Below are 25,489 nucleotides of genomic sequence, written 5' to 3'. Positions count from 1 at the left end.
TTCACCCGTACAATTTCATTTGCTTACATTATAACTGAAGTAAGAATTGGAATACAAGAAATTTCATTCGTCTATTTCCGTCATCTGCTCTTCTATTATCTTATAAGAAAAAAACGTCCCTTCATCGACTCGTATATACGGTCAATGAAGAGACGTTTAAAAAACATACTTATAGCTTATAGCGTATTTAATGTGCTGACTAACGTTTGGCGTTCTTCTTCTGTTAACGGAACTAAAGGTAATCGTACCGATCCTACGTCTAATCCTTTTAGCTGTAAAGCCGTTTTAACAGGCGTTGGACTTGGAGCTGCAAAAAGAGATTTCATAACAGGTACAATACGCTGATGAATTTTTGCTGCTTCCTTCGGATTTCCTGACTCATACAGCTTAACCATCTCTTGCATTTCATTTCCAATAACGTGAGAAGCAACAGAAATAATGCCAGTTCCTCCAATTGCTAATACCGGTAGTGTTAAGCCATCATCACCGCTGTATAAAGCAAAATCATCGCTTGTTTGTGCGATAATAGCTGTCATTGCGTCAAGGTCTCCGCTTGCATCTTTTAACGCTACAACATTTGGCAATTCGGCTAGGCGTACAATTGTATCAACAGACATATTGATCACGGATCGCCCTGGAATATTGTATAACATGACAGGCAGCTCTGTACTTTCAGCAATTGTTTTAAAGTGCTGATATAAGCCTTCCTGATTCGGCTTGTTGTAATAAGGTGCTACAATCATAATCGCATCTACGCCGATTTCTTCTGCCTTTTTCGTTAATTCAATTGATGCATACGTATTGTTGCTTCCTGTACCAGCCACAACAGGTACACGGCCATCTACTACCTTTACTGAGTGGCGGAACAGCGCCAGCTTTTCTTCTGTTGAAAGCGTAGGAGATTCACCCGTTGTTCCTGCAATAACCAACGCATCCGAACCGTTGCTGATTAAATAGTTAATAAGCTGCGTTGTTTTTTCAAAATCAATATTTCCTTTATGATCAAAAGGCGTTACCATCGCTGTTGCGACTTTCCCAAAATCAATCATGTTTTCACTCCTTGAAATTGCATTATCCCTATTCATGTAATGAACCGTTAGCTTATAGCTAACGGAACATGTAGTTTATCTCTTTTGCGGTGCTTTTGACAAGTCAAAGGCACCATGAAGAGCATTAACGGCTTTCTTTAAATCCTCTTCTTTTACAAGCACCCAAATCGTCGTATGGCTGTCAGCAGATTGTAAAATCTGAATACCTTCGCTAGAAAGGGCTGTAACAATTTTAGATGTAACACCAGGCACCCCTGCAATTCCTGCTCCAACCGTTGACACTTTGGCACAGTTGCGAATAACAGCCGGCTCATACCCCAGCGCATGAAGCACATCAATCGCTTTGTCAGTTGCTTCATCTGTTACCGTATATACAACACCCTTCGGTGAAATATTGATAAAATCTACGCTGATTTTTTCTTGTGCCATTGCTTTGAATACTTCTGCTTGCGTATCATAATGGCCTTCTTTACTAAAAACTTTAATTTGAGTGACGTTGGATACGTGCGCGATGCCTGTTACAAGGCGTTCTTGCACATCGCTTCCACGCTGCTGTGCTTCACCTTGAGATGTAACGAGCGTACCTGCTGAATCAGCATACGTGGAACGGACGCGCATCGGTACTTTTGCCTGCATGGCAATCTCTACGGCACGTGGGTGAACTACTTTTGCACCTTGATAAGCCATGTTGCATATTTCGTTATATGTGACAACGGATAGCGGCCTTGCATCTTCTACAATACGCGGGTCCGCTGTCATCACACCTTCTACATCTGTGAAAATGTCAATGTAATCAGCCATAAGGGCTGCACCTAAAGCTGAAGCAGATGTATCGCTGCCTCCGCGTCCAAGCGTTGTTGTATCACCTTCAGTAGTTGCCCCTTGAAAGCCTGTTACAACAACGACATCATATTCTTCTAATTCTTTTAACAAACGGTCGCATTTCATTTCCAGTATCTTGGCATTGGTAAAATCATCATTCGTCACAAACCCGGCCTGTGCACCGTTTAATGCTGTAGCTTTAATACCATTTTCGTTTAATAAATTCGTAAATACAACCGATGAAATTAACTCTCCGCATGCCATAAGCATATCAAGCTCACGTTTGTTAAGTGACGCTTTATTTCCATCAACAAGTGAAAGCAATGTATCTGTTGCATACGGCTCACCTTTTCGTCCCATTGCCGATACGACAACGACTACTTTGTAACCCTCACTTAATGCATTATTTAAATGATAGATTGCTCTCGCTCTTCCTTCTTCGTTACGAACGGAAGTTCCTCCAAATTTTTGGACGATTATTTTCATACTTACACCTCATCATGTTCCGAGACACTCTGGTTGCGCTTATTTTACTAAGCTAAGCTTAATAAGTGATTCTGCAATTTGTACAGAATTCCAAGCTGCACCTTTTAACAAGTTATCAGAAACGATCCACATATGGAAACCGTTATCGCGATCTAAATCTTTACGAATACGGCCGACAAACACATCTCGTTTACCTACACAATCTGCTGGCATTGGATATACTTGATTTTCTGGATCATCTTGCAATACGATACCAGGTGCATCAGCCAATAAATTTTTCACATCAGCTACCGTTACACCGTCTTTTTCAATTTCAATGTACACTGACTCTGAATGACCTGTTACAACCGGTAGACGAACACAAGTAGCAGCTACTGGCAATTCAGGCATGCTCATAATTTTCTTCGTTTCATTAATCATTTTCATTTCTTCAAATGTAAAACCGTTATCTTGAAATTTATCAATTTGCGGAATGGCATTAAAAGCAATTTGATAATGTTTTTTATCTCCACCAACCGGTAAAATTTCCGGTGTAAACTCTTTTTCTTCTAAAATAGCTTTAGCTTGTTCTTTTAATTCATTAATTGCAGCAGCTCCTGCTCCAGAAACGGCTTGATACGTTGATACTAGCACTTTAGATAAGCCGTATGTTTCGCGCAATGGCTGTAATGCTGCAACCATTTGAATTGTAGAGCAGTTTGGATTAGCAATAATTCCGTTATGTGCGTGTAATGCGTCTTCATTCACTTCCGGCACAACTAACGGGACATTTTCATCCATTCGATAAGCGCTTGTGTTGTCTACAACGATTGCTCCGCGTTTTACTGCCTCTGGTGCAAGTGCTTTTGAAATGCTCCCGCCTGCACTGAATAAAGCAATGTCTACGCCTTCAAAGCTATCCGGAGTTGCTTCTTGCACAACAACTTCTTCTCCGTTAAACAACACTTTTTTACCAGCTGAACGAGCTGAAGATAATAACGTTAATTTACCAACTGGAAAATTACGCTCCTGTAGGGTTTTAATCATTTGTTGTCCTACTGCACCTGTTGCTCCTACTACTGCTACATGTAATTCTCTTGTCATTTTAATACCGCCTCCAACAATTTTCAACTACTCAACATTTATCTGCATATACTGACTATTTTAACATATTATTATGCTTCATTGCGTCAAAGAAGAGAAGATTTTTAAAATCTTCTCTTCTTTGAGATTGAGAGTTCTCTTACAGCCGCAGTATTGAATAGATTCATGCAACAGCAAGAGGCATATATGTCCTATGACTCTTGACCGTCGCGGAACCTTTCGACAATAACAGGCTGAATCTGTTTATCTTCAAGCGCTGCGTACACCGTGTCTGATAACATCGTCATACGCGCTACCATTGAATTTGGCTTAAGCACCGGGTCATCTTGACCAAATGGAATAAAATAAATATTTTTAGTCGCCATTAGCCTCATTAAGTTTACACCATTTAGCCCTAGTGCGTCATTAGTCGAAATTCCCAGTACCACCGGCTTATTATTACGAAGCGTTGCTTTAGCTGCCATGAGTACCGGAGATTCAGTCATTGCATTTGCAAACTTACTCATCGTATTCCCAGTGATCGGGGCAACCACCATACAATCAAGCGGAATTTTTGGTCCTAAAGGCTCTGCTTTTACAATTGTATTGATGACGGCGTGACCTGTTAATTCCTCAATTTTCTTCACCCAGTCTTCTCCATCTCCAAAACGAGTATTTGTGGATTGTACAGTGTAAGAAACAACCGGTAACACTTCTGCTCCCAAATTAACAAGCTTTTCAATTTCCGGCATAACCGCATCATACGTACAGTGAGATCCGGTTAAGCCAAACCCTATTCTTTTACCTTTTAATGACATTATTTTTTCTCCTCTCTCGCATCCGCAGCGTCTTTTAATAAATTCACTAATACATTAGCGACAATCTGACCTGCTGTTTTTGGAGCCACAATTCCTGGAAGACCAGGTGCTAAAATAGCTTTAATTCCCCGTTTTTCTGCATAGCGGAAATCGGTTCCTCCAGGCTTTGAAGCTAAATCAATAATGAGCGCATGGGTCGGGACATTAGATAATGTCTTAGCCGTTAAGATGGGGTATGGAATGGTGTTAATACATATATCACTATCAGCAATTTCTTTATCGAGTTCCGAAAGATAGAAAGGTTGCAAACCCATTTCAGCAATACGTGCTAAATGTTCAGATTTTCTGGCTCCTACTTTTACATTGGCACCCAGTGCAGCAAAGGACCTCGCCACGCTCATTCCTACTCTTCCTAAACCTAGGACAGAAATATTTGAACCGTGAATAGTAAAATCTGTATGTTGAATAACAAGCATGATGGTACCTTCAACAGTAGGAATAGAGTTATAAATTGCTACATCATCACGCTCAAATAGCTGAACGAGTTTACGGTTTGTCGTTTTGACTAATTCGTTTAAATACCCATTGCTAATACCAGAATAAATAATGCAGTGCTCAGGCGTTTTTTTAAGTATTTCTTCAGTCAGCACTACTTTTTCATTTGAAAAAATAGTATCTACTTGCCCTTCGTGATTTGTTCCAGGCACTGGAAGGATGATGGCGTCAACATCTGAAAAATCCAGCTCCTCTATCTGATATTTCGTCGCACCTGTAAAACCATGATCTAGCTGATCAAAACCAATAAGAGAGGTTTTTGCATCTAATTGAATTAATTTTCGAATGACTTCAAGCTGCCTAGCATCACCGCCAATTACAGCTATGTGCAAATCCGTTAACATGTTTCATTTTCACCTTCTTTAACATTAAATAGATGTATCTTTCGCTTAAACCATCGAGATGTAAAGTGCTATCATTACGCCCTAGAATGCCTATTGCTTTTCTCCAACATACTATGTAAACACACAGGAATCGGTGAATCTTTATCCCTGAAAATAAAAGAAACGAGATGCAGTAAGCATCTCGTTTCTTATTTTGTTGACTCATTGTTTATGTCTTCTAGCTGATGGACATTTACAATCACCATATCTGTACCAATTTTCTCGATATTCCCCCACGGCACTCGCACTTCATCTCCTTGCTTTCGAAACCCAAACCACTTCACAGATGGAATAATAAGCGCATTAATTTGTCCCGTATGTTCATTAATTTCAAGATCTGTTTGCCCTAAAATACCCAAACGCTCTGCTCGCTTAACATCTACAATTTCTTTTCCACTCAGTTCGCTTAATCTCATAAAATCCCTCCTTTCATCTAATTTATTGAACAACCATACAAAAAATGACAAAAAAATAAGGCTGGCTCAATTATTTTAGCCAACCTTACTGTTACTGTTTAATTTCCTTTAAAACCTTTAGGTAAATCTCCACTCGGGCTTATTAATGAAAGAGCAAATTCATCTTTGAAAATATCTCGCGCAAGACCATTTACACTATCTTTAGTCACGGCATTAACAAGGTCTAAAATCTCATCTAATGAGCGGTGATAGCCTAGCATTAACTCATTTTTTCCGTTTCTGCTCATACGGCTATTTGTACTTTCAAGACTCAGCATTAAGTTTCCTTTCAGCTGCTCTTTGCTGTTAGAAAGTTCTTTATCCGTAATCCCTTTGTCTTTCAGATCATAAAGCGTTTCTTGAACCGTATCATATAATACGTCGAGCTGATGGCTTCCCGTCCCCCCATAAATCGTGACAAGACCGCTGTCTCGATAAGAAGAATGATAAGAGAAAACAGAATAAGCCAAGCCGCGCTGTTCACGGACTTCTTGGAACAAACGACTGCTCATACTTCCGCCAAGCACGTTATTTAATACAATTAAGCTATATACATCTTCTCCGCCGATTGGCAAACCTTTAAAGCCAAGGCAAAGATGAGCTTGTTCTGTTTCCTTTTTGCGCGCAATATGATTTGTATGGAACTCTGGCTGAACATATTGATGAGCGGAATGACTTGACGTATATGTACCAAAATAGTTTTCCACCTGTTGAATAAAACTTTCATCAATGTTTCCAGCTACTGAAATAACAATGTTTTCGGGAATATACATTTGCTCCATATACTGACGAAGCGAATCACCGTTAAATGTTTTTAACGTATCTTCCGTTCCTAAAATTGGATAGCCTAATGGATGATTGCCATATACGGCTTTTCCTAATAAATCATGTACAATATCATCAGGTGTATCTTCATACATTTTAATTTCTTCATATACAACATTTTTTTCACGAGCTAATTCCTCTTCATCAAATGAAGAATTAAAGAACATATCCGCCAGCACATCTAGCGCTTGATCTGCGTGTTCGTCTAATACTTTTGCATAGTAGCACGTGTATTCTTTAGAAGTGAATGCATTTACTTGTCCCCCAATGCGATCGAAGCTTTCTGCAATTTCACGAGCAGATCTTGTTTTTGTTCCTTTAAAAAACATATGTTCAAGAAAATGTGATACACCATTAATTTCAGGGTGTTCACTTCGAGAACCCGTTCCGATCCACACCCCAATGGCCACAGATCGAACAGTTGGGATATTTTCCAATACAATTCTTACACCATTTTTGCACGTATATCGTTTTATCAAGCTAGTGCCTCCCTTTTGCTTATCTCACTTACTTCTTAGTAGAAGAAGGTATTTTCATCATTCGTTCTTCATCTAGCATTGTTGACACATCGCTAACTTTCAGGCCTTTGCGTTCAATATCGGTTAACAATTGTTCAAGCGATTCGGCCGTTGATTCAGTCGGGTGCATCAGTACAATAGCCCCTGGGTGAATCTTTTTCATTACTCGATTAATTAACACTTCTGAACTTGGCTTTTGCCAATCGATTGTATCAACCGTCCACATGATGGTACTCATTTTTAACTGAGAAGCAAGCGTTACTACTTCGGGGCGAAAACTGCCGCTCGGCGGAGCAAACCATTTTACTTTTTGTCCCGTAGTAGATGTAATAATATCATTCGTTTTTTTAAGCTGCTGATTGATTTGACTAGCCGATAAAGTGGCCATATCAGGATGAGAATAAGAGTGGTTTCCTACTTCATGACCTGCGTCTACAATCATTTTTGCCATATCTGGATTATTTTTAACCCATTTTCCTTCTAAAAAGAAAGTTGCTTTAGCATGGTGCTTTTTTAGCACTTCTAACATTTTAGGCAAATACTCGTTCCCCCATGCTACGTTCACTGTAAACGATACCATAGGCTTTTCATCGTGTCCACGGTAGATAGGTTCCTGCGGTAAATCACTCAAGTGAACCTTTGGTCTAACCTGTTTGTACACTAGTTTTTTTTCATCAAATTTACCCGCAGGTTTCATATTTTTATAAGAAGCAGCAAGATCAACTTTTATGCCGTTATAGCCAGGAACCCGTTTCCAAACGGGATCGATTCGTGCATTCGCTGCTGGCTTTTCATAATCTTTTGCTTTTTCTTCAATCTTTTGATATAACGCATCATGCTGAGCTGATACAAGTTGTACATCGGATTTAAGTGCTTCTATATATGCTTCAGCAAAAGGATTATAAATAGATTTATATGTAATTGCCAGTAAAAATAGAAATGCTGTAAATTGCACAATGGTTCTCTTCACTTATCCTTCCCCCTTTACCATTTAAAATATGTATAAAGAGGACAAGGTAGAACAAACATCTACAAACGATAAAATCGCCCTAAACATGGATTTTCTTCATGTATGGACGATTTCACAATATCTATATAGTAGTAAAAGAAGATTATTTTGTTTCTTTTGCTTTTTCTTCTTTTTCTTTTTGTTCTTTTAAAATTGCTTTACGAGATAAGTTAACGCGGCCTTGTTTATCAATTTCCATAACCTTAACTAAAATCTCGTCGCCAATCGATACAACGTCTTCCACTTTTCCAATACGCTCTTCTGCAAGCTCTGAAATGTGAACAAGCCCATCTTTTCCGCTGAAGATTTCTACAAATGCACCGAATTTTTCAATTCGTTTTACTTTTCCTAAGTACATTTGGCCGACTTCAACTTCGCGTACAAGATCTTCAATAATTTTCTTCGCTTTTTCATTCATCGGCTGATCAATAGAAGAAATGAAGATTGTACCATCTTGTTCGATATCAATTTTAACGCCTGTTTCTTCGATGATTTTATTGATTTGCTTGCCGCTTGGTCCAATAACATCACGAATTTTATCAGGGTTAATAGCCATTGTAAGGATCTTAGGCGCATATTGAGAAAGCTCTTGACGAGGCGTAGCAATCGTTGACATCATATGATTTAAGATCTGCATACGGCCTTTTTTTGCTTGTTGAAGGGCTTCATCCAAAATTTCACGAGATAACCCGTCAATTTTAATATCCATTTGAAGCGCAGTTACGCCATTTTCCGTACCTGCTACTTTAAAGTCCATATCTCCTAGGTGATCTTCCATTCCTTGAATGTCCGTTAGAATCGAGTAGTGTTCACCTGATTTGATCAGACCCATGGCAATCCCTGCTACAGGTGCTTTAATTGGAACCCCAGCATCCATCATTGCAAGCGTACTTGCACAAATACTTGCTTGTGAAGTAGAACCGTTTGACTCTAATACTTCAGATACAAGACGAATTGTATAAGGGAAATCTTTTTCATTTGGAATAACCGGCTCAAGTGCACGTTCACCTAGCGCACCATGTCCAATTTCACGACGACCCGGTCCGCGCATCGGTCTAGTTTCACCAACACTAAATGAAGGGAAGTTATAGTGATGCATGAAGCGTTTAGATTCTTCTACACTTAAACCATCTAAAATTTGCACATCGCCAAGTGCACCTAATGTACAGATGCTAAGCGCTTGAGTTTGTCCACGCGTAAATAATCCAGATCCGTGTGTACGAGGAAGCAAGTTTGTTTCAGAAGAAAGTGGACGAATTTCATCAATACTACGGCCATCAGGACGCACTTTTTCTTCTGTGATCAAGCGACGCACTTCACTTTTAACAAGCTTCGATAAAATTTCATTCACTTGATTTAGTACTTCTTCTTCTACATCTTGCTCTTCAAATTTTGCAGCTACTGCGCTTTTCACTTCTTTAATCGCATTTTCGCGCGCGTGCTTTTCTTGAACTTGAACGGCACGGTTCATGTCACCTTCTGCAATTTCACGAACTTGACGCTCAAGGTCAGCATCAACAGTATAAAGCTCAACTTCTACTTTTTCTTTGCCTACTGCTGCTACAATTTCTTCTTGGAACGCAATTAATTTTTTAATTTGCTCATGTCCAAACATAATTGCTTCTAACATTACTTCTTCCGGTACTTCATCAGCGCCTGCTTCAACCATGTTGATCGCGTCTTTTGTACCAGCAACCGTCAGATGAATATCGCTTTTTTCAAGCTCATCTACCGTTGGGTTTACAACAAATTCATTGTCTACACGGCCTACGATTACGCCTGCAATAGGACCTTCAAATGGAATATCAGATACTGATAATGCTAATGAAGAACCGAACATTGCCGCGATTTCTGAAGAACAGTTTTGATCTACGCTCATTACAACGCTGACAACTTGAACTTCATTTCGGAAACCATCTGCGAATAAAGGACGAATCGGACGGTCGATTAAACGGCTAGCCAAGATTGCTTTTTCACTTGGTCTGCCTTCACGCTTAATGAATCCACCTGGGATTTTACCGACTGCATATAAACGCTCTTCATAGTTTACTGTTAACGGGAAGAAATCTACATTTTTAGGCTCTTTTGAAGCCGTTGCTGTACTTAATACAACTGTGTCTCCATAGCGGATTAATGCTGCGCCATTTGCTTGTTTTGCCAACTGGCCAACTTCAACTTCTAGCTTTCGTCCAGCTAGATCTACGGAGAACACTCGTTTTTCTTGTTCCATATCGACGAGTACCCCTCTCTACATATAAAATATGTATGTAATCAAATGTGATAGTTTTATTATAAACGAAATATCCAAAAACAATAGCTTTTTTCACATTATGTAGCATCTTTAATGTTTCTTAAATGTACATACTAAAAAAGCGGGAATGCTCCCGCTTTCTTCTTATTATCGACGTAAACCAAGTTTGTTGATTAACTCACGATAACGAGTAACGTCTTTGTTACGTAGGTAGTTAAGTAAGTTACGACGTCGACCTACCATTTTTAAAAGACCACGACGTGAATGGTGATCCTTTTTATGAGTACGTAAGTGACCGTTTAGATTGTTAATTTGCTCTGTTAGGACAGCGATTTGAACTTCTGGAGAACCAGTGTCGTTCGCATGAGTTTTGTACTCACTAATGATTTCATTTTTACGCTCTTGTGTGATAGCCATCCTATTCACCTCCTTATTATTAAACCCCAGTTACCGAGCAAAACGTTGGTGAATCGTAATGCCAAGCAATGGTTGTTTTACATACAAGTGTTATGTTACTACTTATTAGAACAAAAAGCAAGTCGTAGCAACTATTTATATATATTTTTTTATTTCTTATGCTTTTGAATTCCTTCAAAATAAGCAAGGGCTTCTTCCTTGTCCTTTGAGATCTGACCGACAAGCTCTTCGATGCCGCTAAACTTTTTTTCTGAACGAATCATTCGGTGCCATTTCACCGTTACGTGCTGATCGTAGATTTGCTCGTCAAATGATAATAAGTGGACTTCGATTGTTGGCTTTTCTAAATTATCGTGAAAAGTCGGCTTGTAGCCCACGTTGCATACTCCTGCATACCACTTGCCGTGGAGCTGAAGCTCAACAGCATACACGCCGATGCGCGGAAGTAAATACTCATCGTCTAAAGCGATGTTAGCAGTCGGAAAACCTATTTGCCTGCCTCGCTTTTCTCCATGAGTTACTGTACCTGACACTTCATAATAGCGCCCAAGCAGCTCTTTTACTCGATGCATGTCTCCATTTGCTAAATTTTCGCGAATAAGCGTTGAACTAATTTTTTCTTCGCCATTTGTTAACTTATCAATTGTTGTTTGAGTGAATTTTGATCGAGAATGAAATGGTAGTATTTCCATTGTTCCTTTACCTAACTTTCCATACGTATAGTCAAATCCAGCTACCACATGCTGCACATTCAGGCCAATAATATACTGATCAACAAACTCTTGAGGCAATAGTGCTGCAAACTGTTTATCAAAATGAACGATATATAAAAAGTCAATTCCCATTTCCTCAATGAGTTTCTTTTTTTCTTGAAGTGGTGTGATCATATCAATGTGCTGCACATTGCGCCCAAGCACCACAGAAGGGTGAGGAGTAAACGTCATAACAGCACTAGCTATGCCTTTTTCATCCGCTAACTGTTTTGCTGAATTTATCACTTGCTGATGCCCTAAATGCACACCATCAAAATAACCAAGCGCTAACACTGATTGTTGAACAGCTTCTCGTTGAAAGTGGTGTGGATGTCGAATTTCAATCGTTTCCAAAACACAGTTCACCTTTTCTCTAACCGGTCTAGTCGATTGCCAACACTTTAACCGGCTTCATTAAATGTTTTTTTGTTGGGTGCTGAGCATAAATTGCTAAGCACTTGCCTGCAGAATTTATCATTAAAAAGAATGGTTCTTTTTTTAACTCTTCATCTTCCGTGCACGGCAATACCGCGCCATTTTTCACTTTCTCTGCTAATGTATCACTAATTTGAAGTTTCGGCAAATGATTAAGAGCTTCTTCGATCGAATGCAGTTTCTCAGTGATCGTTTCTTCTTCTACCGCCCGTTCAATATCTTCGAATGTCACACAATCTTCCAGTGAAAACTGCCCGGAACCTGTTCGCTGCAAATAAGACATATGAGATGGATAGCCAAGAGCTTCTCCAATCATCACAGCAAGCGTTCGCACATATGTACCTTTGCTGCACGTTACGCGGAATTTGAAGGAAATCTGTTCTCCCTCAAATGTAGAGCGATCATCCAGCAGTTCAAAGCTATAGATATGAATAGTTCTAACAGGGCGCTCTACCTCGATTCCTTGCCTTGCATATTCATATAGTTTTTTACCTTTGACCTTTACCGCTGAATACATTGGAGGGACTTGCTGAAGTTCTCCTGTCATCGAAGACAGCACTTCTTCGATTTGAGCACGTGAAAAAGAATCCTCTACTTTCTTTTCTTCTACAACCTCTCCGGAAGAATCTTCTGTTGTTGTAGAAAATCCGAGTGTAACTTCTCCTTCATAGGTTTTAGTAGCTCCTGTTAGATATTCTACAATCTTGGTAGCTCTACCGATACAAATAGGCAATACCCCTGTAACGTCTGGGTCTAATGTGCCTGTATGCCCTACTTTTTTAGTGCGAAGCAGCTTTCGGACTTTAAACACACAGTCGTGCGAAGTCAGGCCAGCTGGTTTATGTAAAACTAAAACACCGTCCACTCATTCTTCATCTCCTTTTCATTTAAAAAAGGGTGTCTCAGAAGCAAAAACCACTTTTGAGACACCCTTTTTTGTTTCTACATTCACTGATCTTATTCGTTCTCTTGATGGTCATCGCTTTCTTTTTTAATTTCATGAAGCAATGATTCAATTCGATTACCATAATCAATTGATTCATCAAACTCAAACGTAATTTCAGGTGTTTTACGTAAGCGAATGCGCTGACCGATTTCTGAGCGGATAAATCCTTTTGCTTTCGCAAGGCCTTTTAACGTATTCTCACGCTGTTCAGCATCTCCTAAAACAGAGATATACACTTTCGCTTGCTGTAAATCGCCTGATACTTGAACATCTGTTACAGTCACAAAACCGATGCGCGGATCCTTGATTTTACGATTTAAAATCTCGCCCATCTCTTTTTTCATTTGTTCTCCGACTCTAGTTGCTCTTATGTTCATCTGTGTCACCCCTTTTATAACCAATCAAAAGTTGTAATGGTACGTTCAATCTCTGGAAAAGAATCAATCAAGCTTAGCGCTTTTTGCAGTTCTTGTTCCGTTGTGACACGGCTAGATGAGACTGCGACAATGCTAATTTTTGTTCGTTGCCACACATCTTGAAAATCAGTTTCTGAAACTGATACGTTAAACCGCTGCTTCAAGCGCATCAAGATGCGCTGAAGCACGGCACGTTTTTCTTTAAGAGAAGCAGCATCGTAAATTAAGCATTCACACTCCACTAGTCCAATCATTTAGGATCAATTTGCTCCATTACATATGCTTCAATAATATCTCCTTCTTTAATATCATTGAAGTTTTTAATTGTAATACCACACTCATATCCTTGAGCGACTTCTTTTGCATCGTCTTTAAAGCGTTTTAGCACATCTACTTCACCTTCAAAGATAACAATTCCGTCACGGATTAAACGAATTCCACTGTTACGTGTAATTTTACCGTCTGTTACGTAACTTCCTGCGATTGTACCAACTTTTGATACTTTGAATGTTTGACGTACTTCCACTTGACCGATGATTTTTTCAGCAAACTCAGGATCAAGCATTCCTTTCATCGCAGATTCAATTTCTTCAATTACTTTATAAATAATGCGGTGAAGACGAATATCTACGTTTTCTACGTCAGCTGTACGTTTTGCTCCAGCATCCGGACGCACGTTAAAGCCGATAACGATTGCGTTAGAAGCAGTTGCAAGAATGATATCAGATTCTGTAATCGCACCTACACCCGTATGGATAATACGAACATTTACACCCTCTACATCAATCTTTTGAAGAGCAGCAGCCAATGCTTCTACAGAACCTTGTACGTCTGCTTTTACGATAAGATTTAAGTCTTTCATTTCACCTTGTTTAATTTTTTCAAATAAATCATCTAAGCTTACGCGAGATTTTTCACCACGCTGTTGTTCAAGCTGCTTTTGAGCACGAGCTTCTCCGATTTGACGAGCTGTTTTCTCATCTTCAAACACTAAGAAACGATCTCCAGCTAACGGAACTTCGTTTAAGCCAGTAATCTCAACCGGAGTAGATGGTCCTACTTCCTTCACTCGGCGGCCGATATCATTTACCATTGCGCGAACGCGGCCAAACGTATTTCCGACTACGATTGGATCACCTACGCGTAGTGTACCAGTTTGAACAAGAAGCGTTGCTACAGACCCACGGCCTTTATCTAGCTGTGCTTCTACAACTGTACCTGCTGCACGACGGTTAGGATTTGCTTTTAACTCTTCTACTTCACTTACAAGTAAAATCATTTCAAGCAATTGATCGATCCCTTCACCTGAAATGGCTGAAAGCTTACAGAAGATTGTTTCTCCGCCCCACTCTTCAGCTACAAGGCCGTGCTCCATTAGTTCTTGCATAACGCGATCTGGATTTGCTGCTTCTTTATCCATTTTGTTAACCGCAACAATAATTGGCACTTCTGCCGCTTTTGCATGGTTAATCGCTTCAATTGTTTGAGGCATTACACCATCGTCTGCTGCAACAACAAGGATTGTAATATCCGTTACTTGCGCACCGCGAGCACGCATCGTTGTAAATGCAGCATGTCCTGGTGTATCAAGGAACGTGATTTTCTTTTCGTCAACCACAACTTGATAAGCACCGATATGCTGCGTGATACCGCCTGCTTCTGCAGCCGTTACTTTTGTGTTACGGATAGAGTCAAGAAGCGTCGTTTTACCGTGGTCAACGTGACCCATAATTGTAACAACTGGAGGACGCACTTGAAGGTCTTTTTCGTCATCAATGATTTCTAATGATTCAAAAGCAGTGTCATCTACTACTACTTCTTCTTCAACTTCTACACCGTATTCTCCGGCAATTAGTTCGATAGAATCTTTATCTAACTCTTGGTTAATTGTTGCCATTACACCAAGCATAAATAGTTTTTTAATAATTTCAGAAGGCTCTTTGCCTAATTCTTTTGCTAACTCAGAAACCGTTAAGCTTCCGACAAACGTTACTTTTTCCGGTAACTCTTTTGCAGCTGCTGGAGCTGGTCTACCTTTTGGTGCCTGTGACTTTTGTGCCTGTGGCTTTTTGTTACCTTTATTGTTTCCTTTGTTAGCTGTTGATTTTGTATTTTTATTCAATACTTTCACCCCCATAAAATTAACCGAGCATCGTTGCTAGCTTTTTAGCAAATCCCTCGTCCATCACCGCTACTACAACTCGAGCATCTTTACCAATCGCTTGACCTAGCGTATAGCGATCGGGAACGATTTTAACCGAAACGTTGTAGTAAGAACATTTATCCGTTACTTTTTTCTTTGTGTTTTCAGACGCATCGCTTGCTAAAAGTACTAACTTTGCTTTTTGTTTCCGAACTTCTCTAACCACAAGTTCTTCTCCAGAAATCAATTTGCGTGCACGGTTTGCAAGCCCTAAAAAGGAGATCCATTGTTCATTCATTAGCGTGACTGTTTCTCCTTTTCTACAAGCGCTAGCAACTCTTCATAAACCGCTTCATCTATTGACGCGCCTAAATGTGTCGAAAGCACATTTTTCTTTTTTGCCAATAAAATTGCTTCTTTATCCTTGCTTACATAAGCTCCGCGCCCGGACTTTTTACCCGTTACATCAACTGAAACGTCGCCTTCTTTTGAGCGTACAACGCGTACTAGCTCTTTTTTAGGCTTCATTTCTCCAGTGGCCACACATTTTCGCATCGGGACTTTTTTACGATTGTTCACCTTGGCTCACCTCTTATTCCATATCTTCATCTGAATCAAATGCATGTTGACTTACTAGCATATCATCGCTGTTTTTTACAACCATACCTTCTTGTTCAGCTTCTGATTGACTTTTAATATCAATTTTCCAGCCTGTCAGCTTAGCAGCTAGACGTGCATTTTGTCCACGTTTACCAATTGCAAGTGACAGCTGATAGTCAGGAACGATAACAGTTGTTGCTTTTTCATTTTCATCTACAATCACATCTACTACCTTAGATGGACTTAAAGCATTGGCAACAAATTCAACTGGGTCATTTGACCAGCGAACGATGTCAATTTTTTCACCTTTTAGTTCATTTACAACAGCCTGTACGCGCTGACCTTTTGGCCCAACACAAGAACCGACCGGATCTACTTCAGCATACTCAGAATGAACAGAGATTTTTGAACGGTCTCCAGCTTCGCGAGCTACTGATTTTAATTCAACTGTACCGTCATAGATTTCCGGTACTTCTTTTTCGAAAAGACGTTTTAAAAGACCTGGGTGCGTACGTGAAACATAGATTTGTGGGCCTTTTGTTGTTTTTTCTACTTTCGTAATATACACTTTAATACGATCATGAGGTTTATACTGTTCATTTGGCATTTGCTCGCTTTGAGGAAGCAATGCTTCAATTTTGCCAAGGCTCACATAAATGAAGCGAGAATCTTGACGCTGAACAATACCTGTCATAATATCTTCTTCGCGATCGCTGAACTCTGAATAGATAACGCCTCGTTCCGCCTCACGAACACGCTGTGTAACAACTTGTTTTGCTGTTTGAGCCGCGATGCGTCCAAAGTCTTTTGGCGTTACTTCGATTTCAACCACATCGTCTAGCTGGAAGTTAGGGTTGATTGTTTGTGCTTCTTCAACCGAAATTTCCAGGCGTGGATCATATACTTCATCAACCACATCTTTGCGAGCAAACACGCGCATTGAACCTCTTTCTAAATTTAAATCAACGCGTACGTTTTGCGCTTGGTTAAAGTTGCGTTTGTAAGCAGAAATTAGCGCTGCTTCAATTGCTTCAATAATTACATCTTTGCTAATGCCTTTCTCTTTTTCAAGAATGACTAAGGCATCAAATAACTCACTGCTCATCGTTGGATAATCCCCCTTTAATATTGGCCCCTACACATTAAAATACAATCGCTAATCGAGCAAAAGCGACTTTGTCATATGGTAAAACCACTGTTTTTGTGCGTGTTTTGATACGAATAGATAATGTGACAGTTTCTCCGTCAAATGATTGTAATTCGCCTTCAAATTCTTTTGCACCTTCAATTGGTTCATATGTTTTTATGTATACATGCTTACCAATTGCACGTTCAAAATCTTTATCTTTTTTTAATGGGCGTTCCGCACCAGGCGATGATATTTCTAAAAAATAGTTATGAGGGATTGGATCTACTGCATCCATTTTCTCACTCAATTTTTCACTTACTGCTCCGCAGTCTTCGATATCCACGCCGTTATCAGAGTCGATAAACACACGTAAAAACCAATCTTTTCCTTCTTTTACGTATTCAATTTCAACAAGCTCTAAATTCATTTCCTCTAAGATAGGGGAAACCATTTCTTCCACTGTTTGTTTTACATTTTTACTCATTCTAATCCTCCCTTCGAGACATTGCATGGTATGTTTAGGTTACGCGTTTTTTATGTCTCTTATATCAAAAAAGAGTGGTTTATTTGCTATTTTTATTTTGCACTCTATAAGAGGTCTAACCTACTAGAGTGGAAATGTTGTCATTTGTGTTGCAGGATTTTAAACGTCACATAATAAATCAATCATGGTGATTGAAAATCTACAGAAAAAACGAATCATGCTAGAAGCCGATTCGTTCTCCATACTACTTACTATGTCAGTAAGTTCATATCAATAAGAAAGAGCGGGTTTCCCCACTCTTTCTCGTCCGTATCCTTAGCATTTCCACAATTACTATATCATAACCGCTTATTTTATGCAAATGTTAGAAAAGAGAAAGCTGGTTCTGATCAGGTAATGATTCAAGGCATCCATGGTTGTCTAGATACTCTAAAATCGTCTTCGATACTTTGCCTCGCTGCTGCAAGTCTTCTTTCGATAAAAACTCTCCTGTTTCACGAGCTTTTACAATATTCAGCGCTGCATTTGTACCCAGACCGGGAATGGCATTAAACGGTGGCACTAAAGACGTGCCGTCAATTAAAAATTCATCTGCGCTTGATTTATATAAATCTACTTTTTTAAACGAATAGCCTCGTTCGCACATTTCTAAAGAAAGCTCAAGCACTGTTAATAAGTTTTTCTCTTTAGGAGATGCATCTAAACCTTTAGCGTTGATTTCTTCCATCTTCGCTCGAATGGCAGTTGAGCCTTTAATCATCGTATCAATATCAAAGTCATCTGCACGAACCGTAAAGTACGCTGCGTAATAAAGAAGCGCGTGATGCACTTTAAAGTAAGCAATACGCACGGCCATCAATACATAAGCAGCGGCATGGGCTTTAGGGAACATGTACTTGATCTTTTTACAGGAATCAATATACCAGTCCGGTACACCATTTTTGATCATTTCTTCTTCAAATTCAGGTGTTAGCCCTTTCCCTTTACGCACAGACTCCATAATTTTAAAGGCAAGTGACGGTTCAAGACCTTGATAAATTAAATAAACCATAATATCATCACGACAGCCGATTACTTCACTTAAGTTGCAAATATCATTGCGAATTAGCTCCTGCGCATTACCAAGCCATACGTCCGTCCCGTGAGACAGTCCCGAGATTTGAACAAGCTCTGAAAACGTCGTTGGCTTCGTATCTTCTAACATTTGACGCACAAAGCGCGTTCCAAATTCAGGTATGCCAAGCGTTCCTGTTTTACACATAATTTGCTCTTCTGTTACGCCAAGTGATTCCGTTCCGCTAAAAATTTTCATCACTTCAGGATCATCCGTCGGAATCGTTTTTGGATCAATTCCACTTAAATCTTGAAGCATGCGAATCACGGTCGGATCATCGTGTCCGAGTATATCAAGTTTTAATAAATTATCATGAATCGAATGGAAGTCAAAATGAGTTGTTCTCCATTCGGAATTGCGGTCGTCAGCTGGAAACTGGATCGGTGAAAAATCGAAAATATCCATATAGTCCGGTACAACGATAATCCCCCCTGGATGCTGACCCGTTGTACGTTTTACGCCCGTACATCCTGCTACTAAACGATCCACTTCTGCGTTTCGTAAATGTAAATCACGGTCACCGGCATAGCCTTTGACATAGCCATAAGCTGTTTTTTCGGCTACTGTACCGATTGTTCCCGCGCGGTATACATTATCTTGTCCAAACAGTACTTTTGTATAGTTATGAGCTCGCGGCTGATACTCTCCGGAGAAGTTCAAATCGATATCAGGAACTTTATCTCCTTTGAATCCTAAGAACGTTTCAAACGGAATATCGTGTCCGTCTTTAATAAATGGTACGCCACAATCTTCACAGCTTTTATCCGGCAAGTCGAATCCAGAACCAACGGAACCGTCATTAAAAAACTCGGATTTCTTACATTTTGGACAAACATAATGCGGCGGCAGTGGGTTTACTTCTGTAATTTCCGTCATCGTCGCAACGAATGAAGACCCTACGGAACCACGTGAACCAACTAAGTAACCATCATTCAAGGATTTTTTAACGAGTTTATGCGAGATCAAGTAAATAACGGCAAACCCGTGGCCGATAATACTTTTCAACTCTTTCTCTAGGCGAGCTTCTACTACTTCAGGCAGCTCTTCACCGTAGATGCTGCGTGCCATCGCATAGCTCATTTCACGCATTTCTTCGTCTGCACCTTCAATTTTTGGTGTATATAAATCATCTTTAATTGGTTTAATATCGTCAATCATATCCGCTATTTTTTGCGTATTATGAACAACAATTTCTTTCGCTTTGTCCCCGTCTAAAAATGAAAAACAATTCAGCATCTCATCCGTTGATCTAAAATGAACATCCGGCAGCTGGTGACGGTTTAACGGGTTAGCCCCGCCTTGTGAACCAATTAAAATTTTTCGGTAAATTTTGTCTTCCGGATTGAGATAGTGAACATTTCCTGTTGCTACAACCGGCTTTCCAATCTTTTCACCGAGCTTCACAATATTGCTGATAATATCTTTTAAGGCTTTCTCATCTCGCACTAAATCCAGTTCAATTAAGTGCTTGTAGTTGTCAGGAGGCTGCACTTCGATGTAATCATAAAATTCAGCTGCTCCTTCTACTTCATCAATTCCTTTTTGCATCATGCCTTCGAATACTTCGCCTCGGTCACATGCGGTTCCAATCAAGATGCCTTCTCGATATTTGTCGAGCTGAGATCTTGGAATTCGCGGAACTCGATAAAAGTAATTTAAATGAGAAATCGAAACGAGTTTAAATAGATTTTTTAAACCTACGTCGTTTTGTGCTAAAAGCGTCGCATGATAAGGACGGGCCCGCTGATATGCATTCCCTTCTCCCATATAATCATTTAAGCGATCGTGCATCGTAATTTCGCGTTCAAATGCATCTTTCAGCATTTTATTTAACAAATAGCCGGTTGTTTCCGCATCATAAATCGCGCGGTGATGCTGCACAAGTTCAATATCAAACTTTTTCGCAAGAGTATTTAAACGATGGTTTTTCATATGCGGATACAAAAATCTTCCGAGTTCAAGCGTATCAATAACGCCGTTAGCTGCTTTTTCTAATCCGATTTTTTGCAGTCCCATATTTAAAAATCCCATATCAAAGCTTGCATTATGAGCGACTAAAATACTGTCGCCCATCCACTCGTGAAAATCCCGAAGTACTTCTGAGATTTCAGGCGCATTTTGGACCATATCATCTGTAATACCCGTCAGCTCAATTGTTGTTGCAGACAGAGGATGATGAGGATTTGCAAACCGTTCAAATCGATCGATGATTTCGCCTTCTTTCATCTTCACGGCAGCAAGTTCAATAATGGTATCGTACACGGCTGACAAACCGGTTGTTTCGACGTCAAATACGACGTAAGTTGCTTCTGTCAAATCCACATGCTGCGGATTATAGGCAATCGGCACGCCGTCGTCTACTAAATTGACTTCCACTCCGTACAGTATTTTAATGCCGTTCTTTTTCCCGGCTCCATACGCTTCAGGAAACGACTGTGCAACCGCGTGATCAGTTATCGCTACAGCCGGATGTCCCCATTTTTTGGCTTGTCCGACTAAAGCTCCAACAGATGAAACGGCATCCATTTGACTCATTGGCGTATGCAAGTGAAGTTCCACACGCTTTTCATCTTCAGGCGCTGTATCCTGTCTAGCGGGACCGGTAATCTCGTTAACATCATTTCCAATCATAACTAGATCACGGACAAATGTATCATTTTGTACACTTCCGCGAACCTTTACCCACATTCCTTTTTTAATAGCTTGAAGTAAAGGAATATCTTCTTTGTCACGCGAAAACATTTTAACCATAATAGAGTTTGTATAATCTGTCACTTTAAAAATAAGAAGCGTACGTCCGCTTCGTAATTCTCTAGTTTCTGCATCAAATACGTATCCTTCAACGGCAATTCGCTTTTCTTCATCCACAATGGAATCCAGGCGAACCGTCTCGTCTTTAATCGTATATCCAATTGTAAGCGGACCTTTTGGTAGGTCTGGTCCATCACTTTTTTCATTTTCTTTATTTTGCATTTCTGTGATGGCTTGTAATACTTTTTCTGTATCTTCTTGTTTTCGTTGCTCTACAAACTGCTGAAATGCTTCTTCTGAATGTACAACTTCCGTCATTAGCTGAAGGTTCGGAAACCCATAGGACGCATACTGATCAGCAATTAACTGACTATACTTTTTACGTAAAGCCGTTCCTTCTGCATCATGGCGTGCGTTCACAATCAATTTGGCACCGTTCAATCTCGGCATTTGATCTTGTAAAAGCGACTGTAAAAGGGGAGATATGCCCTGCATTTCTCCAATACAATGCTTCCAATATGACTGTACATGCTCTTCCGTACATTCTTTATTAACGGTTTGAATAGAAAAAGAAACACTCGCAATATGAGAAAAAGCTGAAGACATGCGAGCATGGAATAACTCATAAATCTCAAAAGGTAATAACCCTTCTAAAGAAAAATGGAAATGCCATCTTTTTTGTTCTTTCTGAATGACGAGCTTTTCAATCGCTGCGTTTTCAAAGTAAGGAACAATTTGATCACTCGTCAGCTCTAACTGCTGCAGCAGCAACTTAAAACGCTCTTTTTTTCCTAGCGTTTGTGCTTCCAAGTTTTCTGCCTCCTTTTATAAATGAGTGCAATCTATTTTAACATAAATGACTTCTATTCTGTCATATGTTCTGTTTATAAACATAAAAACAGCAGGGATACAAATCCCCGCTGCTTCATTACTTCGCTAGCAGTTCTTTCACTGTTGAAACTAGATTGTCAACTGACACTTCTAATGACTCCCCAGTTTTGCGTACTTTTACTTCTACAATCCCTTCAGATGCACGTTTACCAACTGTTACTCGAACAGGAAGACCAATTAAATCTGAATCTGCAAATTTTACTCCTGCACGCTCTTGGCGGTCATCTAACAGCACTTCAAAGCGATTATCTAATAACTCATTATATAATTTCTCACCTAGTTCACGCTGTTCATCATTTTTCACGTTAACTGGAATAACGTGCACTTGATAAGGCGTAACAGCTTCTGGCCATAGAAGACCGTTCTCATCATTAAATTGTTCTGCAATCGCAGCTACCGTACGAGAAACACCAATACCATAGCAGCCCATAATCATTGGCTGGTTGCGTCCGTTCTCATCTAGATACGTTGCTCCCATCGCTTCACTGTAGCGAGTTCCTAGCTTAAAGACGTGTCCGACTTCAATACCTTTAGCGAACTTAATAACGCCTTGTCCATCCGGTGACTGATCCCCTTCTTGGATGAAGCGGAAATCTTCGTAAGTTGCATTAAAGTTACGTTCATTCACATTTGTGTAGTGATAACCTTCTTCATTTGCTCCGCATACACCGTTAGCAATTGCTTTTACAGCATGATCAGCTACCACTTCTACTGAATCACTTACTCCAATCGGTCCTACTGAACCAACTGCGCATTTTAATACTTCTTTTGTTTCTTCTGGAGTTGCCAGTTCAACAACGGAAGCTTCAAAATAGTTTTTCACTTTAATATCGTTTACTTCGTGATCCCCGCGAACAAGTACAAGCACAAAACGATCATCTACTTTAAATAAAAGGGACTTGATACAAGAAGTCGCTTCAACATTTAAGAAAGCAGCTACGTCTTCAATGCTATGCTGATTTGGTGTTTCTACCTTTGTTAATTCTTTTTCAGCTTCACCTGATTTTTCATACGTATTTACAACCGGTGCCATTTCAACATTTGCTGCATAAGAAGATGTATCTGAATAAGCAATTGTATCTTCCCCGATTTCAGAAAGAACCATAAATTCATGCGTATCTTTTCCGCCCATTGCACCTGAATCAGCGATAACCGCACGGAAATTTAATCCGCAGCGCTCAAAGATGCGGCTGTAGGCAGCAAACATTTTGTCATATACTTCATCTAAACTTTCTTGAGAAGCATGAAACGAATATGCATCTTTCATAATAAATTCACGACCGCGTAATAAGCCAAAGCGTGGACGTTTTTCATCGCGGAACTTCGTTTGAATTTGATATAAATTCAGCGGTAAACGTTTGTATGACTTCACTTCGTCACGAAGCAAGCTTGTGATAACTTCTTCGTGTGTTGCTCCCAAAGCAAATTCACGGCCGTGACGATCTTTCATACGCATTAACTCAGGTCCATATGAATACCAGCGGCCAGACTCTTGCCACAATTCAGCTTGTTGTAAAGCAGGCATTAATAATTCGACAGAACCTGCACGGTCCATCTCTTCACGAACAATTTGTTCAACTTTTTGCAATACGCGCTTACCAAGCGGTAAAAAGCTGTACACGCCGCTTGCATTTTGGCGCATATAACCTGCGCGCAATAGAAGCTGATGGCTTTTTATATCCGCATCAGCTGGCACTTCTCTTAATGTAGGAATCAATGTAGAACTTTGTCTCATAACCTCGCACCTCTTTGCTTACTTCTCTATCTTATTTTTTTTAGGCGGACCATGCCGCAATTTTCATATAATCAGCGAGGGAGTATCCCTCGCTGAGCGTATGTCTTATAAAAAGAACTTTTGAATATCGTTCCACGTTACAACGAGCATCAGCAGCATTAATAAAGCAAAACCGATAAAATGAACAATGCCTTCTTTTTGACGATCAATTGGCTTACCGCGAATTCCTTCTACAGCGAAGAACAATAGTCGTCCTCCATCTAAAGCAGGAAGTGGAAGCAAATTGACAATCCCTAAGTTAATACTTAAAACGGCTGCCCATTTCATTAAATAATAAATGCCTGACTGTGCTACTTGATCGGTTGCTGCGTAAATACCTACAGGACCAGAAAGCATATCCAATTTGAACTGTCCTGTCACAAGCTTCCCTAGACCCGTTAAGATTTCTTTCATCCACGTATATGTTTCAGTAGCTCCGTGCGTGATCGAACCAATGAATGACTTTTCAACCGGTGCATATACGCCAATTAGTCCAATTGTCTGTTCCCCAACTTTGCGACTTTCAGGTGTAATCGGAATATCTAGCGTTTTGCCGCCGCGCTGAACCGTGAATGTAATTTGCTGTTCAGGATGTTTTTGAATTACTTTTACGACATCATCCCACGTTGAAACACTTTGTCCATCAATTGCTTGAACTTTATCTCCTTGTTTAAGTCCCGCATCAACGGCTACTCCATCTGATGTTAATTTGCCCATCACGGGTTTGTCAATAACATATCCTTGAGAAATCCCAAGAACGATAAAAATAACAAAGGCTAATATAAAGTTCATTAGCGGACCAGCGAAAATGGCTAGCGCACGCTGACCAAGAGTTTTGGAAGCAAACTGACGGCTGTAAGGTGCAATTTGAATTTCTTCTCCGTCCATAACGAAGTAAGATTCTTCTGCTACCTCGAATTTTTGCAGACGTTCATCTTCACCTTCTTCATAACCTGAAATAAATAGATTATGCTCTAAGTCTGCTTGCTCTACCTCAATAACTTTTGCATTTGGATGCTGTTCCTTGTTGTTAATAATGACTTTATTTACTTTGCCTTCCTTATCAAACATGAGGCCCACCATTTGACCAGGCTTAACTTCGATCATTTCTGGGTCTTCTCCAGCCATTCGAACAAATCCACCTAGAGGCAGCAATCGAATGGTATAAACTGTTTCATCTCGTTTAAATGAAAAGATTTTGGGACCAAACCCAATGGCAAACTCACGGCATAAGATGCCTGCACGCTTTGCAAAAACTAAATGACCAAGCTCATGAAAGAATACAAGAGCTCCAAAAATGACGACAAACGCAATGACTGTGTTCAATGGGTATTACCCCCTTCATGTAATAGAGTCAAACCTCCACCCACCAGAAATAAATGAGTGGCTTCTCTCGCACGCACA

21 protein-coding genes and 1 pseudogene are annotated in these 25,489 nt (G+C 39.9%); all 22 read right to left on the bottom strand.

Annotation, left to right across the window (positions count from 1 at the left end; translation table 11 throughout):
• Positions 1 to 176: 176 nt before the first annotated feature.
• The 22 genes and pseudogenes from dapA to rseP all read right to left on the bottom strand — a co-directional run bounded on the left by dapA (position 177) and on the right by rseP (position 25,411).
• Positions 177 to 1,049 (bottom strand): 4-hydroxy-tetrahydrodipicolinate synthase, encoded by an 873-nt coding sequence (gene dapA, locus AC4NPH_RS14965; protein WP_013058822.1) that lies wholly within the window; start codon positions 1,047 to 1,049, stop codon positions 177 to 179.
• A 75-nt stretch (positions 1,050 to 1,124) separates the two neighbouring features.
• Positions 1,125 to 2,357 (bottom strand): aspartate kinase, encoded by a 1,233-nt coding sequence (gene dapG, locus AC4NPH_RS14960; RefSeq protein WP_013058823.1) that lies wholly within the window; start codon positions 2,355 to 2,357, stop codon positions 1,125 to 1,127.
• Between the two features lie 39 nt (positions 2,358 to 2,396).
• The gene (gene asd / locus AC4NPH_RS14955; RefSeq protein ID WP_013058824.1) at positions 2,397 to 3,440 is read right to left on the bottom strand and encodes an aspartate-semialdehyde dehydrogenase; all 1,044 of its coding nucleotides are present in this window, start codon (positions 3,438 to 3,440) and stop codon (positions 2,397 to 2,399) included.
• A 191-nt stretch (positions 3,441 to 3,631) separates the two neighbouring features.
• Positions 3,632 to 4,237, bottom strand: coding sequence for a dipicolinate synthase subunit B (locus AC4NPH_RS14950; RefSeq protein WP_013058825.1), 606 nt, complete (start codon positions 4,235 to 4,237; stop codon positions 3,632 to 3,634).
• Positions 4,237 to 5,136 (bottom strand): dipicolinic acid synthetase subunit A, encoded by a 900-nt coding sequence (gene dpaA / locus AC4NPH_RS14945; RefSeq protein ID WP_013058826.1) that lies wholly within the window; start codon positions 5,134 to 5,136, stop codon positions 4,237 to 4,239. Before dpaA ends, AC4NPH_RS14950 begins: the two co-directional genes overlap by 1 nt.
• Positions 5,137 to 5,324: 188 nt before the next feature.
• Positions 5,325 to 5,591, bottom strand: a complete 267-nt coding sequence (locus tag AC4NPH_RS14940; RefSeq protein WP_013058827.1) for a YlmC/YmxH family sporulation protein — start codon at positions 5,589 to 5,591, stop codon at positions 5,325 to 5,327.
• Positions 5,592 to 5,689: 98 nt separating this feature from the next.
• Positions 5,690 to 6,934, bottom strand: coding sequence for a M16 family metallopeptidase (locus AC4NPH_RS14935; RefSeq protein ID WP_013058828.1), 1,245 nt, complete (start codon positions 6,932 to 6,934; stop codon positions 5,690 to 5,692).
• Positions 6,935 to 6,962: 28 nt separating this feature from the next.
• Positions 6,963 to 7,943, bottom strand: a complete 981-nt coding sequence (locus tag AC4NPH_RS14930) for a polysaccharide deacetylase family protein (protein WP_098197210.1) — start codon at positions 7,941 to 7,943, stop codon at positions 6,963 to 6,965.
• Positions 7,944 to 8,085: 142 nt separating this feature from the next.
• Positions 8,086 to 10,212 carry a polyribonucleotide nucleotidyltransferase gene (gene pnp, locus AC4NPH_RS14925; RefSeq protein WP_013058830.1) on the bottom strand — a complete coding sequence of 709 codons (2,127 nt, stop codon included), beginning with the start codon at positions 10,210 to 10,212 and terminating at the stop codon, positions 8,086 to 8,088.
• A gap of 168 nt (positions 10,213 to 10,380) precedes the next feature.
• The gene (rpsO, locus tag AC4NPH_RS14920; protein WP_013058831.1) at positions 10,381 to 10,650 is read right to left on the bottom strand and encodes a 30S ribosomal protein S15; all 270 of its coding nucleotides are present in this window, start codon (positions 10,648 to 10,650) and stop codon (positions 10,381 to 10,383) included.
• A 149-nt stretch (positions 10,651 to 10,799) separates the two neighbouring features.
• Positions 10,800 to 11,756, bottom strand: a complete 957-nt coding sequence (gene ribF / locus AC4NPH_RS14915; protein ID WP_013058832.1) for a bifunctional riboflavin kinase/FAD synthetase — start codon at positions 11,754 to 11,756, stop codon at positions 10,800 to 10,802.
• Positions 11,757 to 11,784: 28 nt separating this feature from the next.
• On the bottom strand, positions 11,785 to 12,702 hold the full coding sequence (gene truB, locus AC4NPH_RS14910) for a tRNA pseudouridine(55) synthase TruB (protein WP_013058833.1): 918 nt from the start codon (positions 12,700 to 12,702) through the stop codon (positions 11,785 to 11,787).
• 92 nt (positions 12,703 to 12,794) lie between these two features.
• The gene (rbfA, locus tag AC4NPH_RS14905) at positions 12,795 to 13,160 is read right to left on the bottom strand and encodes a 30S ribosome-binding factor RbfA (protein WP_013058834.1); all 366 of its coding nucleotides are present in this window, start codon (positions 13,158 to 13,160) and stop codon (positions 12,795 to 12,797) included.
• Positions 13,161 to 13,174: 14 nt separating this feature from the next.
• Entirely contained in the window at positions 13,175 to 13,453 is a 279-nt protein-coding gene (locus AC4NPH_RS14900; protein ID WP_013058835.1) for a DUF503 domain-containing protein, read from the bottom strand.
• Positions 13,450 to 15,318, bottom strand: a pseudogene (gene infB / locus AC4NPH_RS14895) (translation initiation factor IF-2); the annotation flags it as partial. The gene AC4NPH_RS14900 and the pseudogene infB, both read right to left, overlap by 4 nt.
• Positions 15,319 to 15,340: 22 nt before the next feature.
• The gene (locus tag AC4NPH_RS14890) at positions 15,341 to 15,640 is read right to left on the bottom strand and encodes a YlxQ family RNA-binding protein (protein ID WP_013058837.1); all 300 of its coding nucleotides are present in this window, start codon (positions 15,638 to 15,640) and stop codon (positions 15,341 to 15,343) included.
• Positions 15,640 to 15,921 (bottom strand): RNase P modulator RnpM, encoded by a 282-nt coding sequence (gene rnpM / locus AC4NPH_RS14885; RefSeq protein ID WP_013058838.1) that lies wholly within the window; start codon positions 15,919 to 15,921, stop codon positions 15,640 to 15,642. The genes AC4NPH_RS14890 and rnpM overlap by 1 nt, the downstream gene beginning before the upstream one ends.
• 13 nt (positions 15,922 to 15,934) lie before the next feature.
• Entirely contained in the window at positions 15,935 to 17,047 is a 1,113-nt protein-coding gene (gene nusA / locus AC4NPH_RS14880) for a transcription termination factor NusA (protein WP_013058839.1), read from the bottom strand.
• A 37-nt stretch (positions 17,048 to 17,084) separates the two neighbouring features.
• Positions 17,085 to 17,555: a ribosome maturation factor RimP gene (rimP, locus tag AC4NPH_RS14875; RefSeq protein ID WP_491938798.1), complete on the bottom strand. Its 471-nt coding sequence runs from the start codon at positions 17,553 to 17,555 to the stop codon at positions 17,085 to 17,087.
• Positions 17,556 to 17,919: 364 nt separating this feature from the next.
• Positions 17,920 to 22,230, bottom strand: a complete 4,311-nt coding sequence (locus tag AC4NPH_RS14870; protein ID WP_013058841.1) for a PolC-type DNA polymerase III — start codon at positions 22,228 to 22,230, stop codon at positions 17,920 to 17,922.
• 118 nt (positions 22,231 to 22,348) lie between these two features.
• Entirely contained in the window at positions 22,349 to 24,046 is a 1,698-nt protein-coding gene (locus tag AC4NPH_RS14865; protein ID WP_013058842.1) for a proline--tRNA ligase, read from the bottom strand.
• A 105-nt stretch (positions 24,047 to 24,151) separates the two neighbouring features.
• Positions 24,152 to 25,411: an RIP metalloprotease RseP gene (rseP, locus tag AC4NPH_RS14860; RefSeq protein WP_013058843.1), complete on the bottom strand. Its 1,260-nt coding sequence runs from the start codon at positions 25,409 to 25,411 to the stop codon at positions 24,152 to 24,154.
• Positions 25,412 to 25,489 lie beyond the last annotated feature (78 nt).

Source organism: Priestia sp. MDV22-iso46, assembly GCF_058629175.1.
Note: the sequence above shows the minus strand (reverse complement) of the source record. Positions and strands in the feature narration are given on the sequence as shown.

Excerpts from the sequence above, each read along its gene's own strand:
- AC4NPH_RS14940 (WP_013058827.1), bottom strand. The coding sequence starts at position 5,591 with ATGAGATTAAGCGAACTGAGTGGAAAAGAAATTGTAGATGTTAAGCGA.
- dapA (WP_013058822.1), bottom strand. The coding sequence starts at position 1,049 with ATGATTGATTTTGGGAAAGTCGCAACAGCGATGGTAACGCCTTTTGAT.
- rpsO (WP_013058831.1), bottom strand. The coding sequence starts at position 10,650 with ATGGCTATCACACAAGAGCGTAAAAATGAAATCATTAGTGAGTACAAA.
- rbfA (WP_013058834.1), bottom strand. The coding sequence starts at position 13,160 with ATGAACATAAGAGCAACTAGAGTCGGAGAACAAATGAAAAAAGAGATG.
- AC4NPH_RS14890 (WP_013058837.1), bottom strand. The coding sequence starts at position 15,640 with ATGAATGAACAATGGATCTCCTTTTTAGGGCTTGCAAACCGTGCACGC.
- nusA (WP_013058839.1), bottom strand. The coding sequence starts at position 17,047 with ATGAGCAGTGAGTTATTTGATGCCTTAGTCATTCTTGAAAAAGAGAAA.
- AC4NPH_RS14865 (WP_013058842.1), bottom strand. The coding sequence starts at position 24,046 with ATGAGACAAAGTTCTACATTGATTCCTACATTAAGAGAAGTGCCAGCT.
- asd (WP_013058824.1), bottom strand. The coding sequence starts at position 3,440 with ATGACAAGAGAATTACATGTAGCAGTAGTAGGAGCAACAGGTGCAGTA.
- rimP (WP_491938798.1), bottom strand. The coding sequence starts at position 17,555 with ATGAGTAAAAATGTAAAACAAACAGTGGAAGAAATGGTTTCCCCTATC.
- pnp (WP_013058830.1), bottom strand. The coding sequence starts at position 10,212 with ATGGAACAAGAAAAACGAGTGTTCTCCGTAGATCTAGCTGGACGAAAG.
- dapG (WP_013058823.1), bottom strand. The coding sequence starts at position 2,357 with ATGAAAATAATCGTCCAAAAATTTGGAGGAACTTCCGTTCGTAACGAA.
- AC4NPH_RS14900 (WP_013058835.1), bottom strand. The coding sequence starts at position 13,453 with ATGATTGGACTAGTGGAGTGTGAATGCTTAATTTACGATGCTGCTTCT.
- dpaA (WP_013058826.1), bottom strand. The coding sequence starts at position 5,136 with ATGTTAACGGATTTGCACATAGCTGTAATTGGCGGTGATGCTAGGCAG.
- AC4NPH_RS14950 (WP_013058825.1), bottom strand. The coding sequence starts at position 4,237 with ATGTCATTAAAAGGTAAAAGAATAGGGTTTGGCTTAACCGGATCTCAC.